The following is a 20,155-nucleotide window of genomic DNA, read 5'->3' on the forward strand; positions in this document are numbered from 1 at the left end:
AGCGACGGCTGGGCGCTGTTGGTGCTCGCTCTGAGTGGGATCAGCGACTACCTGGACGGCAAGCTCGCTCGGCGCTGGAATCAGATCAGCAGCCTTGGCCGGCTTCTCGATCCGGCCGCTGACCGGCTCTACATTTTGTCGACTCTGGTCGGACTGACATGGCGTGAGATCCTGCCCATCTGGTTGACGGCTGTACTGCTGGCGCGGGAGCTGGTTCTCCTGGTGATGGTGGGAATCCTCCGTCGGCACGGCTATCCGCCGCCCCAGGTGAACTTCCTCGGGAAGGCGGCTACCTTCAACCTGATGTATGCGTTCCCCCTGCTCCTGCTCAGTGACGGAAGTGGATGGATCGCGTCACTGGCTGCTATTTTCGGATGGGCGTTCGCCGGATGGGGTACAACCCTGTACTGGTGGGCAGGAGTGCTGTATGTGGTGCAAGTCCGCCGTCTGGTTCGTGCGGACGCCACGGCCGATTGAGCTCGCCGATTGGTGCGGCCCGTAACGGCGCGATGGCCCGCAGAGGAAAAGTGCGGGACAATTCGGACGGGTGAAGTCGGCTAGACCGTCGTCTCTTAGAGGAGGACGCTTCCGACATGAAGGCCGTCGTGATGGCCGGTGGCGAGGGCACACGCCTTCGCCCTATGACCTCAAGCATGCCCAAGCCGCTCCTGCCGGTAGTCAACCGGCCGATCATGGAGCACGTTCTGCGGCTGCTCAAAAGGCATGGGCTCAACGAGACAGTGGTAACCGTCCAGTTCCTGGCATCGCTCGTCAAGAACTACTTCGGTGACGGTGAAGAGCTCGGAATGGAGCTCACCTATGCCAACGAGGAGAAGCCACTCGGTACCGCCGGAAGCGTCAAGAACGCCGAGGAGGCGCTGAAGGACGATACCTTCCTCGTCATCTCCGGTGATGCGCTGACCGACTTCGATCTGACCGAGCTGATCAATTTCCACAAGGAGAAGGGTGGGCTCGTCACCGTCTGTCTGACGCGTGTCCCCAATCCGCTGGAATTCGGCATCACCATCGTCGACGAGGACGGCCAGGTCGAGCGGTTCCTGGAGAAGCCGACCTGGGGTCAGGTCTTCTCCGACACCGTGAACACCGGTATCTACGTCATGGAGCCCGAGGTCTTCGACTATGTCGAGGCGGACGTTCCCGTGGACTGGTCCGGCGATGTGTTTCCGCAGCTGATGAAGGAAGGCAAACCCATCTATGGGTTTGTGGCCGAGGGCTACTGGGAGGACGTCGGCACGCACGAGAGCTATGTGAAGGCGCAGGCCGATGTCCTGGAGGGCAAGGTCGACGTCGAGATCGACGGGTTCGAGATCTCGCCCGGAGTCTGGGTCGCGGAGGGCGCGGAAGTCCATCCGGACGCGGTGCTGCGCGGGCCGCTCTACATCGGCGACTACGCCAAGGTCGAGGCCGGGGCGGAGATCCGTGAACACACGGTGGTCGGATCGAACGTCGTCGTGAAATCCGGGGCCTTTCTGCACAAGGCCGTGGTGCACGACAACGTGTATGTGGGACAGCACAGCAATCTGCGGGGCTGTGTCGTCGGGAAGAACACCGACATCATGCGGGCAGCCCGGATCGAGGACGGGGCGGTCATCGGGGACGAGTGCCTGGTCGGTGAAGAATCGATCGTTCAGGGCAATGTGCGGGTCTATCCCTTCAAGACCATCGAGGCCGGCGCCTTCGTCAACACCTCGGTGATCTGGGAGTCGAGAGGACAGGCGCACCTGTTCGGGGCCCGGGGTGTCTCCGGGATTCTCAACGTGGAGATCACGCCGGAACTGGCGGTGCGGCTCGCGGGCGCGTACGCGACGACCCTGAAGAAGGGGTCGACCGTCACCACTGCGCGGGATCACTCCCGTGGCGCCCGGGCGCTGAAGCGGGCGGTGATCTCCGCCTTGCAGGCCAGTGCCATCGACGTACGGGATCTGGAGAACGTACCGCTGCCTGTGGCGCGGCAGCAGACTGCTCGGGGGAGTGCTGGTGGGATCATGATCCGGACGACGCCCGGGGTGCCTGATTCGGTGGACATCATGTTCTTCGACGGGCAGGGCGCGGATCTGTCGCAGGGCAGTCAGCGGAAGCTGGACCGGGTCTTTGCGCGGCAGGAGTACCGGCGGGCGTTCCCTGGGGAGATCGGGGATCTGCATTTTCCGGCCAGTGTCTTCGATTCGTACACGGGTTCGCTGCTGCGGAATGTGGACACGACCGGGATCGCGGAATCCGGGCTGAAGGTCGTGGTCGATGCTTCGAACGGTAGTGCGGGGCTGGTGTTGCCGAGTCTGCTGGGCAAGCTCGGAGTGGACTCGCTGACGATCAACCCCGGTCTGGACGAGTCGCGGCCCACGGAGTCGGCGGACGCGCGGCGGTCGGGGCTGGTGCGGCTGGGTGAGATCGTGGCCTCCGCGAGGGCGGCGTTCGGGGTGCGGTTCGACCCGGTCGGTGAGCGGCTGTCGCTGGTCGATGAGAAGGGACGGATCGTCGAGGACGACCGGGCCCTGCTGGTGATGCTCGATCTGGTGGCCGCCGAGCGGCGCAGTGGGCGGGTGGCACTGCCGGTGACGACGACCAGGATCGCCGAGCAGGTGGCGGCGTACCACGGCACGCAGGTGGAGTGGACGACCACCTCGCCCGACGATCTGACGCGGGTCGGGCGGGATGAGTCGACGATCTTCGGCGGGGACGGCCGGGGCGGGTTCATCGTCCCGGAGTTCAGCAGTGTCTTCGACGGCACGGCGGCGTTCGTACGGCTGATCGGGCTGGTGGCGCGGACGCAGCTCACGCTGAGCCAGATCGATGCGCGGATCCCGCGTGCGCACGTCCTGAAACGGGATCTGGCGACCCCGTGGGCGGTCAAGGGTCTGGTGATGCGGCGGGTCGTCGAGGCGGCCGGAGATCGCTTCGTGGACACCACGGACGGGGTGCGGGTGGTGGAGACCGACGGGCGCTGGGTGATGGTGCTGCCCGACCCGGCCGAGGCCGTCACCCATCTGTGGGCGGAGGGGCCGGACGATGCCTCCGCGCAGGCCCTGCTCGACGAGTGGGCGGCCGTGGTGGACAGCGCCGGGCGGTAGAGCGCGGCACGCGCGTAGGGCCATTCGGAGGTAGTGGCCGCGACGTGCGACGATGTGCGGCATGCCGCAGCAGCCCCCCATTCGGAGCACTCCCGCGCGCGTGCGTGCGTCACGCCCGGACGCGTCCATGTCGCTGCTCACCAATGTGATGGACCACAGCCTCGACGACGGATACGCCGAGGCCGCGGCACGCAGGGAGGCCGCGGGTGAGGGGGGCCTGCCGAGGACGTTGCGCGCGAAGCTGGGGCTCGCCGCGGGGCTCGTACTGGCGGCCCTGGTGGTGACCGTGGGTGCGGCCCAGGCGCGGGTCTCCGCTCCGGTGGTGGCCAAGGAGCGCGAGGAACTGATCGATCGCATCGACCAGGAGACCACGGCGGCGGACGACCTGGAGAGCACCGTCGAGCGGCTGCGTGACGATGTGGCGGCGCGGCAGCGGGAGGCGCTCCGGCAGAGCGGGGACGGCGACGGGACCGATCTGGTGGGCATCCTGGCCGGTGCCGTCGAGGTCCATGGTCCCGGTGTGAAGCTGGTCGTGAACGACGCGAAGGAGGCTTCCGCCGAGGGCGGTTCGAATCCGCGCGGGACGTCGGGTTTCTCCGACACGGGCCGGGTGCGTGACCGGGACATGCAGCGCGTGGTCAACGGGCTGTGGGAGTCGGGTGCCGAGGCCATCTCCATCAACGGGCAGCGCTTGACGGCGCTGTCGGCGATCCGGGCCGCGGGTGACGCGATACTGGTCGACAACCGGCCTCTGGTGCCCCCGTACACGGTGCTCGCGGTGGGGGACGGGGACAGGATGAGCACCCGGTTCCAGAACGGTGCGGACGGGCTGTATCTGCATGCCCTCCAGGAGAACTTCGGGGTCCGGACGGCGATTTCCGTTCATGAGGACCTCCTTCTGCCGGGCGCTCCCAGCGTGCTGGTGCGTACCGCGCGGCCCGGCACCGAGAGCGCGGAGCCGAAAACCGAGACTGAGAAAGGCACATCGTGATCGCCGTACTGGGCCTCGTCGTGGGAGTCGTGGCCGGATTGTTGGTCCGGCCCGAGGTTCCGGCGGTCGTCGAGCCTTACCTGCCGATCGCCGTGGTGGCGGCACTGGACGCTGTCTTCGGGGGACTGCGGGCCATGCTCGACGGCATCTTCGACGACAAGGTCTTCGTGGTGTCGTTCCTGTCGAACGTGGTCGTCGCCGCGCTGATCGTGTTCCTGGGCGACAAGTTGGGCGTGGGCGCCCAGTTGTCGACCGGGGTCGTGGTCGTGCTCGGTATCCGGATCTTCTCCAATGCCGCGGCGATCCGCCGGCATGTCTTCCGGGCGTGAGGCCATGAGCAACCAGCATGGGGTGCACGGAAGTCCGCTGCGCAAGGAGCTGCCCCAGGAGATCCCCGCGCAGCCCGGTTCCGTCGAGGAGCCCGAGCGGCGGGGTGAGCCGTCGCTGACCGGCCGGCAGCGGCTGGCGCAGGGGCTGTGGCCGCCACGGGTGACGCGTGCGCAACTCATCGTCGCGCTGTTGCTGTTCGGGCTCGGATTCGGGCTCGCCGTCCAGGTCGCTTCGCACAGTGACGGCGACAGCGCTCTGCGTGGTGCCCGGCAGGAGGATCTTGTGCGCATCCTCGATGAACTGGACGACCGAACTGAGCGTCTTGAGGACGAGAAGCAGGGTCTTGAGAAGCAGCGGGACGAACTGGAGAACAGCTCGGACCAAGCGGAGGAAGCCCTCAGGCAGACGGTCGAGAAGGAACGGCAACTGGGCATCCTGGCGGGCACGGTGGCCGCCCAGGGGCCCGGAATCACCATGACCATCGAGGACACGAAGGGGACGGTCGAGGCGAACATGCTGCTCGACGCGATCCAGGAACTGCGCGCCGCCGGAGCGGAGGCGATCCAGGTGAACGGCGTGCGCGTGGTGGCGGACACCTATCTGACGGATTCCGGGAACGGAGTCGGCGTCGACGGGAACAAGATCAACGCGCCCTATCGTTTCCAGGTCATCGGCAAGCCGCAGGATCTGGAACCGGCGCTCAACATCCCAGGAGGCGTGGTGCAGACGCTTGAGAAGGAGCAGGCCACGGTGACCGTCGAGCGGGCGGACAAGATCGTCGTGGACGCCTTGCGAGCCGTGGAGCAGCCTGACTACGCTCGGTCGTCCTCCCCGTGAACCGGGGGTGCATGGGGGGCGTCGCAGCAGGGCATGAGGTTGCGGGGGGTCGGCGCACCGAACATGTGGTGCGTGGTGGAAACTGTCCGGTGGTTACGGACGTTGTGAGGGTGTCCGGGTCAGCCGGAGTATGCAGTCAGGGTTCGTCCTGCCCCACGGGCGGGTCTGTTTCGGTCAAGGGGAATCGCCCGTGAAGTTGTTTGCGAAGTTGTTCGGCAAGAGCTCGCGAGAGGGCAGCGGCAACGCGACGGCCCGCCATCGCGCACAGCCCGACGCGGAAGGGCAGCGCCCGCTGTTCCGGGACCAGGTGGGTGGTCCGGGCGCGCCGTCGGTTGACCCTGCCCAGTCCGGAGGCATAGGTTTCGGGCAACCGTCAACCTCAAGTACGGGTGGAGGGTTTTCGCCCGATCCGTACGCGTCCCACGCCCCGGCGGGGCAGCCGCGGCAGGAGGATCCGTCGATGTCGGCCCTGGTGTGTTCGAGGTGCGGCAACCGCAACGCGGAGAACAGCCGCTTCTGTTCCAACTGCGGCGCGCCCCTGCGCCCCGGCGTGATCCCCGAGCGGGCGTCCGAGACGACGTCCACGATCTCGATCAGCGGCCTTGAGGCGTACGACTCCGAGGTCACCGGGCAGACCCAGATCCCGGCCCTGTCGCCCGAGGCGCAGGCCGCGGTCGACGCGCTGCCGCTGGGCTCGGCCCTGCTGGTGGTGCGCCGCGGGCCGAACTCCGGGAGCCGCTTCCTGCTGGACAGCGACCTGACCACGGCCGGGCGCCATCCGCAGAGCGACATCTTCCTGGACGACGTGACCGTCTCGCGCCGCCATGTCGAGTTCCGGCGTGCCCCGGACGGATCCTTCACGGTCGCCGACGTGGGCAGCCTGAACGGCACGTATGTCAACCGCGAGCGGATCGACCAGGTCGCCCTGCACAACGGCGACGAGGTACAGATCGGCAAGTACCGGCTCGTCTTCTATGCGAGCCGGCAGGTCATCTGACCTCACCGGACACGGTCCGGGAATCCCAGGGAAGGTCCATGCTGCATACACCGAGCGGCGGTGCCGGTCACGGCGCCGCCGCCACGGACAGCGGGCTGATGAGCATCGGCACGGTGCTGAACGTGCTGCGAGAGGATTTCCCCGAGGTCACCATCTCCAAGATCCGGTTCCTGGAGTCGGAGGGACTGATCGAGCCGCAGCGGACCCCCTCGGGGTACCGCAAGTTCAGCGCCGGTGATGTCGAGCGCCTCGGTCAGGTGCTGCGGATGCAGCGGGACCACTATCTGCCGCTGAAGGTGATCCGCGAGCACCTGGAGGCGATGGAGCGCGGCGAGGACGTACGGCTGCCGGCACTGGGCCGGGCGCCGGCCGGTGAGGACGTCTCCGAGCCGTCCGACGCGCCCACGGCCGCCCGGATCGGCCGCGCCGAGCTGCTGGCCGCCGCCGGGATCGGCGAGGAGGAACTCGCGGAATGGGAGTCGTACGGGCTGATCGCCCCCGTCGCGGAGGGCGTGTACGACGCGGAGGCGGCCACCGTGGCCTCGCTGGTGGTGGAACTCGGGCGGTCCGGGATCGAGCCTCGGCATCTGCGGGTGATGAAGGCCGCAGCCGACCGCGAGGCCGGGCTGGTGGACCAGGTGGTGGCGCCGCTGCGGCGGCACCGCAATCCGCAGACCAGGGCTCATGCCGAGGCCCGTACGAAGGAGCTGGCGGGGCTCGCCGTGAAGCTGCACGCGGCGCTGGTGCAGTCCGCGCTCGGGGTACGGCTGCCCTGAGGGGCGCACGTGCCGTCGTGGCATGACCGGATCCGGACCTGTGGACGTCCCGACTACCCAAATATCCCGGGCACGGCCTAGGGTTGCTGTGTGAACGAGCTCGATGTCGTAGGTGTCCGGGTCGAAATGCCCTCCAACCAACCGATCGTGCTCCTGCGTGAAGTGGGAGGCGACCGTTACCTCCCCATTTGGATCGGGCCGGGGGAGGCGACGGCGATCGCCTTCGCCCAGCAGGGCATGGCGCCCGCCCGGCCGCTGACCCACGACCTGTTCAAGGACGTGCTGGAGGCCGTCGGCCAGGAACTCACCGAAGTGCGCATCACGGATCTGCGTGAGGGCGTCTTCTACGCCGAGCTGGTCTTCGCCAGCGGCGTCGAGGTGAGCGCCCGTCCGTCCGATGCCATAGCGCTGGCCCTGCGCACCGGAACGCCGATCTACGGCAGTGACGGAGTGCTCGACGACGCGGGCATCGCGATCCCCGATGAGCAGGAGGACGAGGTGGAGAAGTTCCGCGAGTTCCTCGACCAGATCTCGCCCGAGGACTTCGGCACCAGCAGCCAGTGAGAGACGGACGGCCCGGCGGACACACGGTGTGCGCCGGGCCTTACTGTTTCGGGGACTCGTACCGCTTCGGCCCGGCAATTGCCAGGGGCGTGTGAGAGCGTCCTGCGGCTCACCGTCGGCGCATTCGGCTAGCCTTTCCCCGCGGTGGGGCACGGGAAACCACTCCTGGGGTGATTATCACTCGGCGTGCCGAGTGTGGCGATCGTTGACGCACCCTCGGTGACTGCCTACCGTCGAGAAGGCAGGTCAAGGACGGAGGTCGGCGTGAGAAGCAGCGGCGACGGTACGGCTGGGGGTGCCCCCGGGCGCAGTCTCGGGGAGAGCGGACCGTACCCGCTTCACGGCAGCACGACCGGTCAGGCTGCGCAGCGACCGACGGCCGTGCCCACCAGCGGAGGGGCGACGTCGATGACGTCCGAGCAGATCGGCTACCGCGGTCCGACGGCCTGCGCCGCCGCCGGAATCACCTACCGGCAACTGGACTACTGGGCCCGCACCGGGCTCGTCGAGCCCAGCGTACGGCCCGCGCACGGGTCGGGGACGCAGCGGCTGTACAGCTTCCGGGACGTCGTCGTCCTGAAGATCGTCAAGCGCTTCCTGGACACCGGGGTGTCGCTCCAGAACATCCGGACCACGGTCCAGCATCTGCGCGAGCGCGGTTTTCGCGACCTGGAGCGGATGACGCTGATGAGCGACGGCGCCACGGTCTACGAGTGCACCTCGCCGGACGAGGTGCACGCGCTGCTCCAGGGCGGGCAGGGGATCTTCGGGATCGCCGTGGGTGTGGTGTGGCGGGACGTGGAGAGCGCGCTCTCGCAGCTGCACGGGGAGCGCATCGACACCGGTGAGACGCTCGTCGGGCACAACCCGGCGGACGAACTGGCACGGCGGCGCAACCGGGCCGTCTGAGCGCTTCCGCACCCGGCGTTCCGGGCCCGAGCGCGGCCGTCACGGCGTCGCGTGTCTCGTGGCGGCGGGGCGTTGTCAGTGGTGTGGTGCAGCATCGTAGGTGTGAGGAGAACACCCACGGTCCTGCATCTCGACATGGATGCCTTCTTCGCCTCGGTGGAGCAGGCGTCCAAGCCGAGCCTGCGCGGGAAAGCGGTGATCGTGGGCGGGCTGGGGCCGCGCGGGGTGGTGGCGACCTGCTCCTACGAGGCCCGGGTGTTCGGGGTGCACTCGGCGATGCCCATGGCGCAGGCGCGGCGGCTGGCGCCGAACGCCGCGTATCTGGTGCCCAGGTTCGAGTTCTACCGGTCGATCAGCGAGCAGGTGATGGCGTTGCTGGGGGCGCTGTCGCCGCTGGTGGAGCCGCTGAGCCTGGACGAGGCGTTCGTGGACCTGGAGGCCGGGGGGACGGCCTGGGACAGTGAATCGGCGCGGCTGGCGGGGATCAAGCTGCGCGCGGACATACGCGCCGTCACGGGGCTGACGGGGTCGGTGGGGCTCGCCGCGTCCAAGATGCTGGCGAAGATCGCCTCCGAACAGGCCAAGCCCGACGGGCTGGTGCTGATCGAGCCGGGGACCGAGCGGGCGCTGCTCGCGCCCCTGCCGGTGCGGACACTGCCCGGGGTGGGGCCCGCGACCGGTGATCAGCTGCGCCGGGCCGGGATCACCACGGTCGAGGAGATGGCCGAGGCGGGCGAGGACGAACTCGTCCGGCTGCTCGGCAAGGCGCACGGGCACGCGCTGTACGCCATGGCGCTTGCGCGCGACGACCGGCCCGTGGTCGCGGAGCGGGAGACCAAGTCGGTGTCCGTGGAGGACACCTACGACGTGGACATCCATGACCGGGTACGGGTCGGGCTGGAGGTGCAGCGGCTGGCCGACCGGTGTGTGCGGCGGCTCCGGGAGGCCGGGCTGTCGGGGCGGACGATCGTGCTGAAGGTGCGCCGGTACGACTTCTCGACGCTCACCCGGTCCGAGACGCTGCGGGGTCCCACCGACGATCCGGCGGTGGTGCGGGAGGCCGCCGCGCGGCTGCTGGAGTCCGTGGACACGACGGGTGGGGTGCGGCTGCTGGGGGTCGGGGTCAGCGGGCTCGCCGATTTCACGCAGGAGGACCTGTTCGCGCAGGCCGCGGGGGTGCTGGCGGACGAGCATCCGGAGGAGCGGCCCCCGGACGGGGAGCGGGCGGAAGCGGAGGAGCACGCCGAGCGGCGGTGGCCCGCGGGGCACGATGTGCGACATGCCGGGTTCGGGCACGGGTGGGTGCAGGGGAGCGGGCTAGGGCGGGTGACCGTGCGGTTCGAGACACCGCAGTCGGAGGGGGCGGGGCGGGTGCGGACGTTTCGGACCGAGGATCCGGAGCTGGAGCCGGCGGATCCTTTGCCGTTGGTGGTGGGGGAGCTGGGAGATCTGGGGGTGAGGGGGGTGGGGTGAGGGAGGTTGGGTGCTGGTGCTGGTGCTGGTGCTGGTGCTGGTGCTGGTGTGAAGGGGTGAGGGTGATGGGGGAGGGCTTAGGGCGGGGTGGGTGTTTGAGCCGGATGGGCGGCGTGGGGTGTGTGCCTGTGAGCAGAGTCGGGCGGGGGCTGCGTCCGTGGGGGTGGGGCGCGTCCCGGGTGGGTGAGTGCGTGGGTGGGGGCCGGACGTGGTCCGGCTCCGGTTGTGGAGGGCGGGGTGGGCGGGCCCGTGGATCAGGTGGTCTCGTCCTGGCCCGCGACGCGGCCGAAGTCGTGGTCCGGTGTGGACGGTGGGGTGGCGACGTCCAGACCGTAGTGGTGGTAGAGCTGGAGTTCCTGTTCGGGGGAGAGGTGGCGGCCCACTCCGAAGTCCGGGGCGTCCTTGATCAGGGCGCGGTCGAAGGGGACGTGCAGAGTGCCTTCGATCAGTTCGCTGGGCTCCAGGGGCACGAAGGCGTCCCGGCTGAACAGGCCCGTCCTTATGGCGGCCCACTCGGGCACGCCGGTCGCGTCGTCGAGGTAGATCTCGTCGATCGTGCCGATCTTGGTGCCGTTGCGGTCGAACGCCTTGCGGCCGATCAGGTTGCGCGGATCGATATCGGTCTGCACGGTCCCTCCACGTGGTCGCAACTCATCCGTAAGCACTACGAAAGAGCACATTGGGGAACGCGGCCACTCGAAGACCCGTGCGGAGAGCGCGCTGGTAGGCTGGCGAACGGCTGCTGACCCCGTGCGGGAGAGTCCTCCGGAGAGTCCCGGAGGCGCCGAAGGAGCAAATCCTCCCCGGAATCTCTCAGGCCCCCGTACCGCACGGACGAGGTCACTCTGGAAAGCAGGGCGGTCGCCGACGGCTGCCGCCCTCACCGACGGTGAAAGCCGGACGACTGTCCGGTGAAGCTCTCAGGTTGTGATGACAGAGGGGGAGGCCGTCGGGGCAACCGCGCCGTGGTGCCCCTCGAAGGTCGCGTCAGACCAGGAGGCCTCCGCAATGACCGCCCATCGCACTCCGCTCTCCGAGCTTGAGCAGGGAATCCCCTTCGAACAGCGGCACATCGGCCCGGACCAGGAGGCGCGGGCCAAGATGCTCGCGCAGGTCGGCTACGGCTCGCTGGACGAGCTGACCGCCGCCGCCGTCCCGGACGTGATCAAGAACGCCGAAGCGCTGGACCTGCCGGGCGCGCGCACGGAGGCCGAGGTGCTCGCCGAGCTGCGCTCCCTCGCCGACCGGAATCAGGTGCTCGACCCGATGATCGGGCTCGGGTACTACGGGACGTTCACGCCGCCCGTCGTGCTGCGCAATGTGATGGAGAACCCGGCCTGGTACACGGCGTACACGCCCTACCAGCCGGAGATCTCACAGGGGCGGCTGGAAGCGCTGCTGAACTTCCAGACCATGGTCGCCGACCTCACCGGGCTGCCGACCTCCGGCGCCTCGCTGCTGGACGAGGGCACGGCCGCCGCCGAGGCGATGGCGCTGTCCCGGCGCATGGGCAAGAACAAGAAGGGCCTCTTCCTGGTCGACGCGGACGCGCTGCCGCAGACCATCGCCGTGATCGAGACGCGGGCCGAGCCGACCGGCGTGGAGGTCGTCGTCGCCGACCTGAGCGAGGGGATTCCGGCCGAGGTGGCCGGGCGGGAGATCAACGGCGTACTGATCCAGTACCCGGGCGCCTCCGGGGCCGTACGGGACATCAAGGCGGTGGTCGACCAGGCGCACGGGCTGGGCGCGGTGGTCACCGTGGCCGCCGATCTGCTGGCGCTGACGCTGCTGAAGTCGCCCGGTGAGCTGGGGGCGGACATCGCGATCGGCACGACCCAGCGGTTCGGGGTGCCGATGGCCTTCGGCGGGCCGCACGCCGGATACATGGCGGTGCACGAGAAGTACGCGCGCAGCCTGCCGGGCCGGCTCGTGGGCGTCTCCGTGGACGCGGACGGGAACCAGGCGTACCGGCTCGCGCTCCAGACGCGGGAGCAGCACATCCGGCGCGAGAAGGCGACCAGCAATATCTGCACCGCGCAGGTGCTGCTCGCCGTGATGGCCGGGATGTACGCCGTGTACCACGGGCCCGAGGGGCTGCGCACCATCGCGTGGCGGACGCACCGGTACGCGGCCGTGCTGGCGGCCGGGCTGCGGAACGGCGGGGCGGAGGTCGTGCACGGTGCCTACTTCGACACGGTCACCGTGCGGGCCGAGGGGCGGGCGGCGGAGATCGTGGCCGCCGCGCGGGAGAACGGGGTCAATCTGCGGCTCGTGGACGCCGACCAGGTGTCCATCGCCTGCGACGAGACGACCACGCGGACCCAGCTGCGTGCCGTATGGCGCGCGTTCGGGGTCGAGGGGGACATCGAGGCGCTGGACGCCGGGTCCGGGGACGTCCTGCCGGACGGGCTGCTGCGCAGCGACGAGTTCCTGACCCACCCCGTCTTCCACCGGCATCGCTCCGAGACGGCCATGCTGCGCTATCTGCGCAGGCTGGCCGATCGCGACTACGCGCTGGACCGCGGCATGATCCCGCTGGGGTCCTGCACGATGAAGCTCAACGCGACGACCGAGATGGAGCCGGTGACCTGGCCGGAGTTCGGGCAGCTGCACCCGTTCGCGCCCGCCGAGCAGGCGCAGGGGTATCTGACGCTCATCCGGGAGCTGGAGGAACGTCTCGCCGAGGTCACCGGGTACGACAAGGTGTCGTTGCAGCCCAATGCCGGGTCGCAGGGCGAGCTGGCCGGGCTGCTCGCGGTCCGCGGGTACCACCGGGCCAACGGGGACGCGCAGCGGACCGTGTGTCTGATCCCGTCGTCCGCGCACGGGACCAACGCCGCCAGTGCCGTGATGGCGGGCATGAAGGTGGTCGTCGTGAAGACCGCCGGCGACGGCGAGATCGACGTCGAGGACCTGCGCGCGAAGATCGAGCAGCACCGGGACGAACTGGCCGTGCTGATGATCACGTACCCGTCGACCCATGGGGTGTTCGAGGAGCATGTCGCCGACATCTGCGCCCAGGTGCACGAGGCCGGTGGGCAGGTGTATGTCGACGGGGCCAATCTCAACGCGCTGGTGGGGCTGGCCAAGCCGGGGCACTTCGGCGGCGATGTCTCGCACCTGAACCTGCACAAGACCTTCTGCATCCCGCACGGCGGCGGTGGTCCCGGCGTCGGTCCGGTGGCCGTGCGCTCGCACCTGGCGCCGTATCTGCCGAACCACCCGTTGCAGCCGGCCGCCGGGCCGGAGACGGGCGTGGGCCCGGTCTCGGCGGCTCCGTGGGGTTCGGCGGGGATCCTGCCGATCTCCTGGGCGTACGTGCGGCTGATGGGCGGCGAGGGGCTCAAGCGGGCCACGCAGGTGGCCGTGCTGTCCGCCAACTACATCGCCAAGCGGCTGGAGCCGCACTACCCCGTGCTCTACACCGGGCCCGGCGGGCTGGTCGCGCACGAGTGCATCATCGATCTGCGCCCGCTGACCAAGGCGACCGGTGTGAGCGTGGACGATGTGGCCAAGCGGCTGATCGACTACGGGTTCCACGCGCCGACGATGTCCTTCCCGGTCGCCGGGACGCTGATGATCGAGCCCACCGAGTCCGAGGATCTGAGCGAACTCGACCGGTTCTGCGAGGCGATGATCGCCATACGTGCCGAGATCGAGAAGGTCGGCGCGGGGGCGTGGCCGGCCGAGGACAACCCGCTGCGGAACGCGCCGCACACCGCCGCCGCGCTGGGCGGGGCGTGGGAGCACGCGTACACCCGGGACGAGGCCGTCTTCCCGGCCGGGGTGTCCGTCGCGGACAAGTACTGGCCGCCGGTGCGGCGCATCGACCAGGCGTTCGGGGATCGGAACCTGGTGTGCTCGTGCCCGCCGTTGGATGCGTACGAGGAGTGAGGTGCGTCTGCCTGCTGGGTGCGCTTGGGGGTGCTGCGTGCTGCGTGCTGTTTGCCTAGCGCTGAGTGAGCCTGTGCTTGTTGGGCGCTGAGTGCGGCTGGCTGGGGTTGTGTGCGCCTGGTTCTACGGTGATGAGGGCTCCGCGTCGTTCGGCGCGGGGCCCTCACCCGTTCGGGGGGTGGTGGGAGTGAGGGCTTCCCCTTCGCTATGACGCGATATAGCGTTAGTGGTGGAAGGGGGGCGGGGTGTGTGGGGGTGGGCTGATCGTGGGGTCGAGGGGGCTGGAGTCGGGGGTCAGGCGGTGTGGACCTTTGGGCGGCGGTCGCTGTCCGGTTCGGCTTCGCGGAGGACCTCTCGGGTGACGGGGGCTACCTCGCCCTGGCCGAAGAGGAAGAAGCGCAGGAAGTTGGCGAACGGGTTGCCCTCGGTCCACTCGAAGTAGATGTGCGGGATGCGGTCGGTCGTGTCCCGGATGTGCAGGAGCAGCGCGGCCAGGGCGTTGGAGATGGAGGAGGACTCCAGGGTCAGGACGCGGTAGCGCTGATGCAGGACCTCGCCGTGCACCGTGAGGGCGGCTTCGAACTCGGAGGGGTCGGTGACCGTCACCTCGACGAAGACGAAGTCCTCCGGGCCCGTCACATCGTTGTCCGCGCGGATCTGCTCGATCTTGTCGCGGTACTCGGCGAGGTCGCGCCGGTCGGGTTCATTGGCGATCAGCCGGATCTTGCGGCTGGCGATGTCCCTGACGAAGCGCTCCGCCAGCGGGTCGAGGGTCACATTGATCACGCGTAGCTCGAAGGCCCGCGTCAGCCGGGAGACAAAAGAAAGGATCATGATGCCCGCGATGAAGCAGGCGCCGATCTTCACACCGTCCGGGCGCTCGATGATGTTCAGAACGGTCGTGTAGAGGAACACCACCGCGATCACGGTGAAACCGATGAACCATCTCCGCTGGCCGGCCCGGTGGGCGGCAATGGTGACGGCGATCGCGGCCGAGCTGATCAGCACCAGGACACCGGTGGCGTAGGCGCCGCCCTGGGCGTCGACGCTGGCGTTGAAGATCCAGGTCACCAGGAAGGCGACCAGGGTGAAGATGATGACCATGGGGCGGACGGCGCCCGCCCAGTGCGGGGCCATCCCATAGCGGGGGAGGTAGCGCGGCATGAGATTGAGCAGACCGGCCATGGCGGAGGCGCCGGCGAACCAGAGGATGAGGATGGTGGAGATGTCGTAGACGGTGCCGAAGGTGTTGCCCAGGTAGGCGTGCGCCAGATAGGCGAGTGCGCGGCCGTTGGCCTGGCCGCCTTCCTTGAACTCCGGGGCGGGGATCAGCAGCGTGGTGATGAAGCTGGTGGTGATCAGGAAGCAGCTCATGATCACGGCGGCCGTGGTGAGGAGTTTCTTGGTGTCCCGGATCCGGCCCGTGGGGATCTCCTCGGTGTCGCCGGGGTCGCCCTTCACATGCGGCATCACCGCCACGCCGGTCTCGAAGCCCGACAGGCCCAGGGCGAGTTTGGGGAACACGATCAGGGCCAAGCCGATCATCACGAAGACATTGCCGTGCTCGGCGGTGAGGGCCGTCACCCAGTCCGTCACCACATGGCCCTCCGTGATCACATGCCACAGACCACTGACCACCACGACCGCGTTGAGAGCGAGGTAGACACCGACGAGAACGAAGGCGACACCGATCGCCTCCAGGAAGCCCTTGAGGAACACCGCGCCCAGCAGGGCGATCAGGATCAGGGTGATCAGCATCTGCTGGTCGTGCAGGGCGCTGTTCAGGTGCGGGTTCTCGATCAGATGGGTGGAGGCGTCGGCGGCGGACAGGGTGATGGTGATCAGGAAGTCCGTCGCGGCGAAGCCGAGCAGGGTGAGGACGAAGAGCTTGCCCTTCCAGAACGACAGCAGACGCTCCAGCATCGCGATCGAGCCCTGGCCGTGCGGGCTCTCCTCGGCCACCCGCCGGTAGACGGGCAGGGCGCCTCCGAGGGTGACGAGAACCAGCACGATGGTCGCGATGGGGGACAGCAGGCCGGCCGCGAGGGCGGCGATGCCGGGCTGGTAGCCGAGGGTCGAGAAGTAGTCGACGCCGGTCAGGCACATCACGCGGTACCAGGGGCGGCCCTCGTCCTGGGCCTCCGACGGGTCGCCCGAACCTTGGTTGCCGCCCTTGCCCAGGTCGGACAGGCCCTTCAGCAGCCACGTGTGCAATCTGCCGGGTGGCGGGTGCGGGGTGGCGGCCATCGGCGTGCTCCTGAGGTGGGGCGGCGTGCGTTTTCGGCCATCACGCGGACAGTGACCTCAGCGTAGGCGGAGCGTGACGTCTCGGCCTCGGGGTGATGGTGGTGGGGTGGTGGGGGTGAGGTGTCCCGCTCCGCTTGGGAGGGGGTACGGGGCGGGGCGGGCAGGCGGTGGTGACGGGTTCGTGGGGGCGGGTTGGGCGGGATGGGTGGGTGGTACGGGGCGGGGCGCGGGGGTGTGTGCCGGGGAAGGGGTGATGTTGGTGGTGGGGGGTGCTGGTTGGGCCGGATGGGGGAGGTGGGGAGAGCGCGGCGGGGGGCGGGCAAGAGCCGACGGGGGTGGGCGTAGGGGCGTGGGGCGGGGCGGACAGGTGGGTGGGGCGGGCTCGGGGGGTGGGGGAGAAGGGGCTGGGGGCTGTGGGGGTCGTCGTTGTCGTCAAGGTGATGTCAACGTCCTTGTGGGTGGCGCCAGTAACGCGTCAAGAGGGCTGCCGGGTGGGCTGGGCGGCGGTTGATTGAAAGGTGATGGACGACGTACGGCGTGGACGACTGAAGGTCTATCTCGGGGCCGCCCCCGGGGTCGGCAAGACCTGCCGCATGCTCGACGAGGCGCGGCGCAGGGCGGCGCGGGGCGCGGATGTGGTGGTGGGGTTCGCCGAGTGTCATGGGCGGACAGCCACCGAGGGGAAGCTCGTCGGGCTGGAGGTGCTGGGGAGGGTTCGGTGTGGGGAGGGGGAGGAGATGGATCTCGCCGGGGTGCTCGCGCGGGCACCGGGGGTTGTCGTGGTCGACGATCTGGCGCATGGCAATGGGCCGGGCGCGCGCAACGCCGAGCGGTGGCAGGACGTCGAGGCGCTGCTCGATGCCGGGATCGATGTGCTCACCGCCGTCAATGTGCAGCATCTCGACTCGCTCAAGGACGTGGTGGAGAAGATCACCGGGGTGCCGCAGGACGAGACGGTTCCCGATGAGGTGGTGCGGCGGGCGGCGGAGATGGAGCTGGTGGATGTTCCGCCGGAGCGGCTGCGGCGGCGGCTCGCGCATGGGGACATCTGTCCGCCGGAGCGGATCGACGCCGCGCTCGCCAGCTACTTCCGGCCCGGCAATCTGACCGCGCTGCGGCAGCTCGCCCTGCTGTGGACCGCCGACCGGGTGGACGAGGCACTCCAGCGGTACCGGGCCGAGCACGCGATAGGCGGGGTGTGGGAGACCAGGGAACGGGTCGTGGTGGCGCTGACCGGGGGGCCCGAGGGGGACACGCTCATCCGGCGGGCCGCCCGGATCGCGGACCGCTCGGCGGGGGGCGCGCTGCTCGCCGTACATGTGGCGCGCAGTGACGGGCTCGCGGTGGGGGTGTCGCATGCCTCGCTGGTGCGGCAGCGGCGGCTGGTGGAGGACCTCGGGGGGAGTTATCACTCGGTGGTGGGCCATGACGTGGCGCGGGCGCTGGTGGAGTTCGCCCGCGCGGAGAACGCCACCCAGCTCGTGCTCGGCTCCAGTCGGCGCGGGCGTCTGGAGCGGTTCGTGACCGGGCTCGGTACCGGGGAGCGGGTCGTGGCGCTGTCCGGGGACATCGACGTCCACCAGGTCACCCATGAGCGGGCCGGGCGCGGCACCCTGCCGCCGTCGCGGCGCCGGACGCTGTCCCGGGCCCGGATGATCGCCGGGCCGGTCGCGGGGCTGGTGCTGCCGGTGTTGCTGACGCTGGTGCTGGACCAGCTCCGGGGGACGTTCAATCTCACCAGCGAGGCGCTGCTGTTCCTGCTCGCGGTGGTGGGCGTGGCCTGCATAGGAGGTGTGGTCTCGGCGGTGATCGCGTCCGTCACCGCGTCGCTGCTGCTCAACTACTGGTTCATCCCGCCCCTCGGGCACTTCACGCTCGCGGGCACCGACGCGCTGCTGGCGCTCGCGGTGTTCGCGCTGGTCGCGGCCACCGTCGCGGGGGTGGTCGACCGTTCGCTGCGGCTGTCGCGGCGGGCCGCGCGGGCCACCGCCGAGGCGGAGACGATGTCGTCGCTGGCCGGGAGCATCGTGCGCGGCGGGCAGACGATACCGGCGCTGCTCGAACGGACCAGAGAGACCTTCGCGGTGGCGTCCGTGGAACTGGTCGACGAGATGGCGGGCACCGACGGGGCCACCGTCGTCCCGGCCGGGCCCGGCGGCTTCCTCGTGCTGCGCGGGGGCGCGCTGTCGTCGTCCGAGCGGCGGGTGCTGGCCGCGTTCGCCGCACATGTCGGGTCCGCTGTCGAACGGGCGCGGCTGGCGCAGGTTGCCGCCGAAGTGGAGCCCGTCAAGGCCGCCGACCGGATGCGGACGGCCCTGCTCCGGGCCGTCGGGCACGATCTGCGGACCCCGCTCGCGGCAGGCTGGGCGGCGGTCACCTCGCTGCGCAGCCGGGAGGTGCGGTGGAGCGACGAGGACCGTGACGAACTCCTCGCCACCGCCGACGAGTCCATGGCCAAGCTGAACCGGCTGGTGGAGAACCTGCTCGACCTCAGCCGGCTGGAGGCGGGGGTGCTCAAGCTGAAGCTGCGGCCCACCGCGCTGGAGGAGGTGCTTCCCGCCGCCCTCGCGGACACGCCCTCGGTCGAGGTGAAGGACGTCGAGGCGGTGCCCGAGGTGCTGGTCGATCCGCCGCTGCTGGAGCGGGTGCTCGCCAACCTCGCCACCAACGCGGCCCGGCACAGTCCGCCGGGCCGGCGGGTGCTGGTGACGGCGAGTGTGCTGGCGGGGCGGGTCGAGCTGCGGGTCGTGGATCGCGGGCCGGGGCTTCCGGCGGGCGGGCGGGAGCGGCTGTTCGAGCCGTTCCAGCGGTTCGGGGACACCGACAACACGACCGGGCTCGGGCTCGGGCTGGCCCTCGCCCGGGGACTGACGGAGGCGATGAACGGCACGCTCACGCCGGAGGACACGCCGGGCGGGGGACTGACGATGGTGGTGTCGTTGCCGTTGGCGGAGAGGGGAGAGCGGGCGGAGGCCGGTGGGGGCGCGGAGGTGGCCGCGCCGGGCGGGGTGTTCGGGGGAAGGTGAGGGGGAGGGCGGACATTTGAGTGAGGGGAGGGGGAGGGAGGGCGCGGACATTCGGGTGAGAGTGAGGGTGAGGGCAGGGTGAGGGGGCGGTGGGTCAGGGGCAGATCGTCAGTCCAGGTCCGACACCCTGAACACCGTCCGAGCCGTCTCCTCCTCGATCCGTGCCGAGACGCGCCGCAGCGCCGTCCGCCCGCACCGCAGCACGCCCGCTGCCTCCGAGCGACGGGCGCCCGTGTCGAGCAGGTGCCACAGCGCGGGGTTGGTGATCAGGACCCGGGGGTCGAGTTCGAGGCGGTTGCCCAGGGCGTCGCGCAGGATGAGGCGTCGGGCGATGCCGTCGCGGCAGCGGACGGACACCAGCAGGTCGGTGTGGATCCGGTGGGTGCCCAGCAGGGTGCGGGAGGCGAGCCAGCCGTCGCCGGCCGAGATCCGGGCCGGGAGCAGCACCGCGAACAGCAGGGCCGCCAGCCCCGCCCAGAGCAGCGCCCGCCCGGCGTCGAGTGTGCCGGCCAGCCCGTCGGTGACCAGGAGCAGGGCGAGGAGTGCGGCGGAGCAGCGGACCGCGCTGTGCAGATCCCGGCGCCAGCGGCGGTCGTGGACCACCCGGCCGGTGGGCTGTGCGGGCACCCTGGGCCGTTCGCGCCGCGCGTCGTTGCGGTGTCCCATACGGCCGACGTTAGGGATCGCGGGGCCGGGTGCCGGACCGCTTGACGGCACTCTGACGGGCTCCGCCCGCTTCTTGACGCCGTAGCAGCGCACCGCCGTAGCCGCGCACCGCTGTGGCAGCCCACCGCAGTCAATCCACCCCGCCCCGCACCACACCCTCCCGTCAAGACGCCGTCAGGGTCCGTCGTTCTCGCGCGAAGAACGCGCAAGGGGCGCTCGGCAGCCGGCGGATCCGGTCACACCCTGGGTGCACCCGCGTGCGCCGAGTACGTCCTGAGTGCGTTCTGAGTGCGTCCTCAGTACATCCCGAGTACGTCCCGAGTACGTCCCGAGCGCGCGGATCTCCGTACCGTACG

General features: G+C 69.8%; 15 protein-coding genes and 1 riboswitch. Of the genes, 12 read left to right on the forward strand and 3 right to left on the reverse strand.

Annotated features, from left to right (window positions below):
• The 10 genes from ACFXAZ_RS09310 to ACFXAZ_RS09355 all read left to right on the forward strand — a co-directional run.
• Positions 1-477, forward strand: a 477-nt coding sequence (locus ACFXAZ_RS09310; RefSeq protein ID WP_384586977.1) for a CDP-alcohol phosphatidyltransferase family protein, incomplete at its 5' end; no start/stop codon positions are given.
• A gap of 116 nt (positions 478-593) precedes the next feature.
• A complete protein-coding gene (locus tag ACFXAZ_RS09315) occupies positions 594-3,089 on the forward strand; it encodes a sugar phosphate nucleotidyltransferase (RefSeq protein WP_384586979.1) in 2,496 nt (831 codons plus the stop codon).
• Between the two features lie 52 nt (positions 3,090-3,141).
• Complete coding sequence (locus ACFXAZ_RS09320) at positions 3,142-4,080, forward strand: DUF881 domain-containing protein (RefSeq protein ID WP_384586981.1); 939 nt, start codon at positions 3,142-3,144, stop codon at positions 4,078-4,080.
• On the forward strand, positions 4,077-4,409 hold the full coding sequence (locus tag ACFXAZ_RS09325; protein ID WP_003988855.1) for a small basic family protein: 333 nt from the start codon (positions 4,077-4,079) through the stop codon (positions 4,407-4,409). Before ACFXAZ_RS09320 ends, ACFXAZ_RS09325 begins: the two co-directional genes overlap by 4 nt.
• A gap of 4 nt (positions 4,410-4,413) precedes the next feature.
• Positions 4,414-5,247, forward strand: a complete 834-nt coding sequence (locus ACFXAZ_RS09330) for a DUF881 domain-containing protein (protein ID WP_384586984.1) — start codon at positions 4,414-4,416, stop codon at positions 5,245-5,247.
• A gap of 130 nt (positions 5,248-5,377) precedes the next feature.
• The gene (locus ACFXAZ_RS09335; protein ID WP_384586986.1) at positions 5,378-6,244 is read left to right on the forward strand and encodes an FHA domain-containing protein; all 867 of its coding nucleotides are present in this window, start codon (positions 5,378-5,380) and stop codon (positions 6,242-6,244) included.
• A 38-nt stretch (positions 6,245-6,282) separates the two neighbouring features.
• Positions 6,283-7,020: a MerR family transcriptional regulator gene (locus ACFXAZ_RS09340; protein ID WP_384586988.1), complete on the forward strand. Its 738-nt coding sequence runs from the start codon at positions 6,283-6,285 to the stop codon at positions 7,018-7,020.
• A gap of 90 nt (positions 7,021-7,110) precedes the next feature.
• Positions 7,111-7,584: a bifunctional nuclease family protein gene (locus tag ACFXAZ_RS09345; protein WP_004002801.1), complete on the forward strand. Its 474-nt coding sequence runs from the start codon at positions 7,111-7,113 to the stop codon at positions 7,582-7,584.
• Between the two features lie 264 nt (positions 7,585-7,848).
• On the forward strand, positions 7,849-8,493 hold the full coding sequence (locus ACFXAZ_RS09350) for a MerR family transcriptional regulator (RefSeq protein ID WP_384586990.1): 645 nt from the start codon (positions 7,849-7,851) through the stop codon (positions 8,491-8,493).
• A gap of 102 nt (positions 8,494-8,595) precedes the next feature.
• Positions 8,596-9,966 (forward strand): DNA polymerase IV, encoded by a 1,371-nt coding sequence (locus ACFXAZ_RS09355; protein WP_384586992.1) that lies wholly within the window; start codon positions 8,596-8,598, stop codon positions 9,964-9,966.
• Positions 9,967-10,220: 254 nt separating this feature from the next.
• On the opposite strand, the gene ACFXAZ_RS09360 is transcribed toward ACFXAZ_RS09355, so the two are convergent.
• Complete coding sequence (locus ACFXAZ_RS09360) at positions 10,221-10,595, reverse strand: PRC-barrel domain-containing protein (protein ID WP_384586994.1); 375 nt, start codon at positions 10,593-10,595, stop codon at positions 10,221-10,223.
• A 114-nt stretch (positions 10,596-10,709) separates the two neighbouring features.
• A riboswitch (glycine riboswitch) is annotated at positions 10,710-10,805 on the forward strand.
• Positions 10,806-10,974: 169 nt separating this feature from the next.
• Here ACFXAZ_RS09360 and gcvP point away from each other — a divergent pair.
• Positions 10,975-13,860 (forward strand): aminomethyl-transferring glycine dehydrogenase, encoded by a 2,886-nt coding sequence (gcvP, locus tag ACFXAZ_RS09365; RefSeq protein WP_384586996.1) that lies wholly within the window; start codon positions 10,975-10,977, stop codon positions 13,858-13,860.
• 294 nt (positions 13,861-14,154) lie between these two features.
• Here gcvP and ACFXAZ_RS09370 read toward each other — a convergent pair whose 3' ends face one another.
• Positions 14,155-16,107: an amino acid transporter gene (locus ACFXAZ_RS09370; protein WP_384586998.1), complete on the reverse strand. Its 1,953-nt coding sequence runs from the start codon at positions 16,105-16,107 to the stop codon at positions 14,155-14,157.
• A 521-nt stretch (positions 16,108-16,628) separates the two neighbouring features.
• On the opposite strand from ACFXAZ_RS09370, the gene ACFXAZ_RS09375 reads away from it, so the two are divergent.
• Positions 16,629-19,133, forward strand: coding sequence for an ATP-binding protein (locus tag ACFXAZ_RS09375; RefSeq protein WP_384587000.1), 2,505 nt, complete (start codon positions 16,629-16,631; stop codon positions 19,131-19,133).
• A 108-nt stretch (positions 19,134-19,241) separates the two neighbouring features.
• Here ACFXAZ_RS09375 and ACFXAZ_RS09380 read toward each other — a convergent pair whose 3' ends face one another.
• The gene (locus ACFXAZ_RS09380; protein ID WP_384587002.1) at positions 19,242-19,799 is read right to left on the reverse strand and encodes a hypothetical protein; all 558 of its coding nucleotides are present in this window, start codon (positions 19,797-19,799) and stop codon (positions 19,242-19,244) included.
• Between the last annotated feature and the right edge of the window lie 356 nt (positions 19,800-20,155).

The sequence above is a fragment of the Streptomyces sp. NPDC059477 genome, assembly GCF_042749375.1.
In the GTDB taxonomy this organism is placed as follows: Bacteria; Actinomycetota; Actinomycetes; order Streptomycetales; family Streptomycetaceae; genus Streptomyces.